Genomic DNA, 699 nt, shown 5'->3' on the forward strand with positions numbered 1-699 from the left:
GGGGGGACGAATACCTCAGACGGTTTAGATATGGGGAGTACATCACCTGAATCTGACGAATTATCGGCTGATAGCGCCAGCGTAAGCGGTTCGGCAATATCCTTCAACGGTGTGGTAGTCACAAATAATGATGACGATGACGATGATGACACCACTTATAAATTACCTGATTCATGGGTAGTTGGCTCGTCATTGGAAATTACAATACCTGATACTTTCACGGTCACGGTCGATGGCAACTATTCTCGTGTTTACAATGACACGCTCAGCGAAATAGCCCCTTACATAGGTATGCCGGTAACGCTGACTTTCAACGGTTCTGCCTATGATTTGTGGGTGGCGGACTATCAACCGCATACAGATACCCCGGACATTACAACCGCCTCGATCACTTTTGCCTACAGCAGTGCCACTGGAACACCTTTTGCCGGTATACCGACCGGGCAACAAAGGCTTTCTGTTGGACATAGGGGAAATGAGTACAAAATATTAACCATCGACGGCGTGACCATTACCGTTGGGCGGCTGCTCGAAGGGTCTGCTGATACTGACCCCTCATGGCCTGGGTTTGTTGGACGAACTGCTTTGGACTTTTCTGCATCAGGAATTAACGATTCCGATCTGTGGCTTGGGCCTTTTCTCGCCACACCGTCAAATGAAACAACGGACTATTTTGAGATAAATTTTTCATTCCCCTCA

Annotated in this window: 1 pseudogene; it reads left to right on the forward strand. The window is 47.9% G+C overall.

Going from position 1 to position 699, the window contains the following annotated elements:
- Positions 1 to 30: 30 nt before the first annotated feature.
- Positions 31 to 699: pseudogene (locus SPM24T3_RS24110) on the forward strand (phage tail protein); the annotation flags it as partial.

The organism is Serratia sp. M24T3, from assembly GCF_000257645.1.
In the GTDB taxonomy this organism is placed as follows: domain Bacteria; phylum Pseudomonadota; class Gammaproteobacteria; order Enterobacterales; family Enterobacteriaceae; genus Rouxiella.